Here is a 4,430-nt window from a genome sequence, read left to right on the forward strand (position 1 = left end):
CTTGTAGGTTTTATATACTACTTTCCCAATATTTTGTTGATGTGTGACAGTTAGGGTGCGGAATGTGGGTTATAACCTCTGGCTGTTGATTTTTATATTTATTCAGGACTTAACATAAATTTGAATAAGATTCTTAATAGCATCAAAAGCCTAGATTATGGGGATACAGAGGGATTAAGCAATAAAAACCTGACTTCAGGTTACAAACAAATGGGGAATATCACCCAATTTAAGACTTGTAGGCTGCGGTACAATGCAAAGAAATATTTAAATTATGAGAAACCTGTCCTATGATCGCATCCGACAAATCAGAAGTTAACTTAAAGTCCAGCGATAAGAATCTTGAAGCAATGCGCCATTTTTCGGAGCAATATGCAAAGCGCACAGGCACATACTTCTGCTCTGAACCTTCGGTTACTGCTGTTGTAATTGAAGGATTGGCAAAGCATAAGGACGACTTAGGAGCTCCTTTGTGTCCCTGTCGTCATTACGAAGACAAAGAAGCCGAAGTTGCAGCAACTTTTTGGAATTGTCCTTGCGTACCCATGCGCGAACGCAAAGAATGCCATTGTATGCTATTTCTCACCCCAGACAATGAATTTGCTGGCGAACAACAAAATATTTCCCTAGAAACCATCAAAGAAGTACGAGACAGCATGGGATGAACGAATTGATACCTACTGAGTTTTGGTTGGGTGTAGAACAGTTTAATACGGGACAGTTCTATGCCTGCCACGACACCTTAGAGGCTCTATGGATTGAAGCTGGAGAGCCTGAAAAAACATTTTATCAAGGTATATTGCAAGTTGCAGTAGCTTTGTATCATTTGGGTAACGGTAACTTGCGTGGTGCGACGATTTTGCTGGGAGAGGGTAGCAATCGCTTACGACGTTACCCATCTATTTTTGCTGGAATTGATGTAGATGATTTTTTAGATAGTAGTGTTGCTTTGTTAAAAGTGTTGCAATATTCCCAACCCGAAAGTATTGTTAATCTAAAACTGGGTGAAGATGAAGCGTTTCCAATTCCCAGATTAATATTAGTGGAAGATTGACAGGGAGTGCTTATACCCCATTCCCAATTTTAAGAAACATCAAGCCTTGGTAAAGCGTCTTTAGTTGTGTTAGGTGCAACTAATTTATCTTGATTTGAGCGACATTCTGTCTGTAGTTGTGAAATTACGGAAGAATATTTTAGTGTGAGATTTTTTTGAAGTGTAGTAAATACCTGTAGACTATAACCATTTAGTGACTCGGAGTGCAGTGTTTTTTAACAAGCATTCCCGAATGTGTCATGAGTGCCTGGATATACTACTAAAAGTAACTAAAATAAAAACCAAAAGTGTAATTCCCAAATCACTATGTCCTCCGCTTATAAAATTTTCCCAGGTTTGATGCGTAATTTAGGTTTAGGTTTAAGTTTAGGTTTAGCTTTACCTGTTGTCATCGGTGTAATCTCACCAAATCGCCTACAACCAGCCATAGCCCAAAAAGCCGCACAACGCAGCCCAATCCAGATTACAGCAGATATTCAAGAATATGATGCCAAATCCCAGGTTGCGATCGCACGCGGGAATGTACAAATGCTTTATAGTTCTCGCGGTATCAAAGCTACTGCAACCCAAGCTCAATTTTTTAGACGCGAAAACCAAATAGTCTTAAGTGGCAATGTTTTTATTTTGCAACAAGGCGGCAACAGTATACGCGGCGAACGGGTAATATATTTAATTGATTCTGGGAGATTTATAGCCCAACCTCAAAGCGGTCGTCAAGTGGAATCAATTTATATTATTGAAGAAGCTCAAAATAATGCTGCATCTGCACCAAAAACACCTCCTTTGAAACGTAAGTAGATGGTTATGTTCGGGTTAGTACAGACGCGATTATCCTCGTCTCTCTACTAACGAACACTAAGTATTGACGATAAGGTGCAAATTGTGAGAATTGTTTTAGAGAATATCCATAAATCCTATGGCAAACGAGTTATTGTCAACCGCGTCAATATCTCAGTAGCCCAAGGTGAAGTAGTTGGGTTATTAGGACCAAATGGAGCAGGTAAAACCACCACATTTTATATTGCAACGGGCTTAGAAAAACCCAATCAGGGTAAAGTCTGGCTCGATGGTATGGATATTACCGGATTTCCGATGCACAAACGGGCACGCTTGGGAATTGGCTATTTGGCACAAGAAGCAAGTGTTTTTCGCCAATTATCAGTACGGGATAATATTCTGTTAGTACTAGAGCAAACCAATGTACCGCGTTGGGAATGGGAAGTACGGATAAATTCCTTGCTGCAAGAATTCCGATTAGATAAAGTCGCAAATAGTAAAGGAATACAGCTTTCTGGGGGAGAACGTCGCAGAACAGAGTTAGCACGTGCTTTGGCTGCGGGAACGGAAGGACCAAAATTTTTACTCCTCGATGAACCCTTTGCGGGGGTTGATCCAATCGCAGTTGCCGAAATTCAAGAAATCGTCGCCAAATTACGCGATCGCAATATGGGTATTCTCATTACAGATCACAATGTTCGCGAAACCCTCGCTATTACCGATCGCGCTTACATTATGCGCGAAGGACAAATACTCGCGAATGGTACATCTGAAGAACTGTATAACAATCCTCTTGTCAGACAATATTATTTAGGTGATAACTTCCAAGCTTAAACCCAAGCTTGAATTTTTGAACCCCTTAGTGACTGCGAACACCGCAAAGTAGCTACTGTAGAGTCTAGAATAATTTACACAATTAATAAATCTGAACGTAAAATTGAAATTAGACCTTCTTGTTTACATGTATTAATTTAAATAAATTTAATTTAAATTAACTTAATTCTAAGTAATTTATACTTATTTACCAAGTAATTTATACCAATTAAAATAAATTCTTCTCTTTAGCCCCATTCCCTATTTACTCTGGGTTGCAGTTTTCTTAGAAGTTACATATGATGGCATCAAAAAAGCTCAAATCATCGTTTTACAGTATCGGCTCATTGCTACCTTTCTCGACAATGGATCGGTATCTTGCTAGCCAACTAATCACACCTTTTTTGTTTGGAGTCGGACTTTTTTCATCAATTAGTGTAACTGTTGATGCTGCATTTGATTTAATGCGAAAAATTGTCGAATCTGGTTTACCAGCCAGCACAGCACTTCAGGTTTTCTTATTAAGAATGCCCGAATTTATTGTTTTGGCTTTCCCAATGTCCATACTTCTAGCCACATTAATGACATACAGTCGTCTTTCCAGCGAAAGCGAATTAGTAGCATTACGGGGTTGTGGAGTCAGTATTTATCGCCTTGCAGTTACTGCGGTATTAATGAGTTTTATTGTCACAATAATTGCCTTTGTATTTAACGATCAAGTTGCACCTGCTGCCAAATACCAATCCACTCAAATTCTCGAACGAGCATTAAAATCTGATACACCTTCTTTGAAAAGAAATAATATTGTTTACCCTGAATATAAAACTTTAAGAACGAAGGAAAACGGCAAAGAGAAAAAAGAAAAGATATTATCGCGCCTATTTTATGCCGATAAATTTGACGGCAAACAAATGAAAGGTCTGACAATTATTGACCGTTCCACAGAAGGTTTAAATCAAATTGTGGTTGCTGAATCGGGCGAATGGAACGTCAAAGAAAATGTCTGGGACTTTTATAATGGTACAAGTTATCTTGTTGGTGCTGACCGCTCTTATAATAATATATTCCGATTTAAACATCAAAAAATAGAATTACCCCGCACCCCATTAAGCTTAGTAGAACAAACCCGTGATTATGGGGAAATGAATATAGCCCAAGCACTGGAACAATTGGAATTAGAACGTCTTGCAGGAGACGATCAAAAAATTCGCAAGCTCAAAGTCAGAATCCAACAAAAATTTTCAGTTCCCTTTATTTGCGTCGTATTTGGTTTAGTTGGTTCGGCAATGGGAACCATACCCCAACGCACAGGTAAAGGTACAAGTTTTGGTGTTAGCGTAATCATTATTTTTACTTTCTATTTAGTCATGTCGATTGCTAGTGCATTAGGAATCGCTGGTGTCATCTCACCATTTTTAGCTGCTTGGTTGCCTAATTTTATTGGTCTTGGAGTTGGTATCTTTTTGTTGATACGAGTCTCCCAAAGGTAGAGATTTATTTCTTAGAACTATGCTAAGACTGATGAAGTCAGAAACTAAAGTGTAGACAAGCCTTAATCTATTATTAATCTATACTGTAATTATCGATCCACTGGCTATACAAGCAAATATTGAACAATTCAGTTCTCCAGTTTCTTTTAATTCTGTAATTAATCATTCTTTAAATAATCAAAATACTCTAATTACTGTACGTTCGCTCATTTTTGACCCAAAATTTAATTAAGCCTCACAGGGCTTGTAATCCAGACGATTCGGTCAACTCAGGTATTTTTGGCTCGTACAAGGTT

At 38.4% G+C, this 4,430-nt stretch carries 5 protein-coding genes; all 5 read left to right on the top strand.

Annotation, left to right across the window (positions count from 1 at the left end; genetic code table 11):
* Positions 1-290: 290 nt before the first annotated feature.
* Complete coding sequence (locus tag CK510_RS26840; protein WP_095724571.1) at positions 291-665, top strand: ferredoxin thioredoxin reductase catalytic beta subunit; 375 nt, start codon at positions 291-293, stop codon at positions 663-665.
* A complete protein-coding gene (locus CK510_RS26845; RefSeq protein ID WP_095724572.1) occupies positions 662-1,054 on the top strand; it encodes a DUF309 domain-containing protein in 393 nt (130 codons plus the stop codon). The genes CK510_RS26840 and CK510_RS26845 overlap by 4 nt, the downstream gene beginning before the upstream one ends.
* A 306-nt stretch (positions 1,055-1,360) precedes the next feature.
* Positions 1,361-1,852 (top strand): LptA/OstA family protein, encoded by a 492-nt coding sequence (locus tag CK510_RS26850; RefSeq protein WP_095724573.1) that lies wholly within the window; start codon positions 1,361-1,363, stop codon positions 1,850-1,852.
* A gap of 84 nt (positions 1,853-1,936) precedes the next feature.
* Complete coding sequence (gene lptB / locus CK510_RS26855; RefSeq protein WP_095724574.1) at positions 1,937-2,665, top strand: LPS export ABC transporter ATP-binding protein; 729 nt, start codon at positions 1,937-1,939, stop codon at positions 2,663-2,665.
* A gap of 344 nt (positions 2,666-3,009) precedes the next feature.
* Positions 3,010-4,134, top strand: a complete 1,125-nt coding sequence (locus tag CK510_RS26860) for an LptF/LptG family permease (RefSeq protein ID WP_095724575.1) — start codon at positions 3,010-3,012, stop codon at positions 4,132-4,134.
* Positions 4,135-4,430 lie beyond the last annotated feature (296 nt).

The sequence above is a fragment of the Brunnivagina elsteri CCALA 953 genome, from assembly GCF_002289455.1.
Lineage (GTDB): Bacteria > Cyanobacteriota > Cyanobacteriia > Cyanobacteriales > Nostocaceae > Brunnivagina > Brunnivagina elsteri.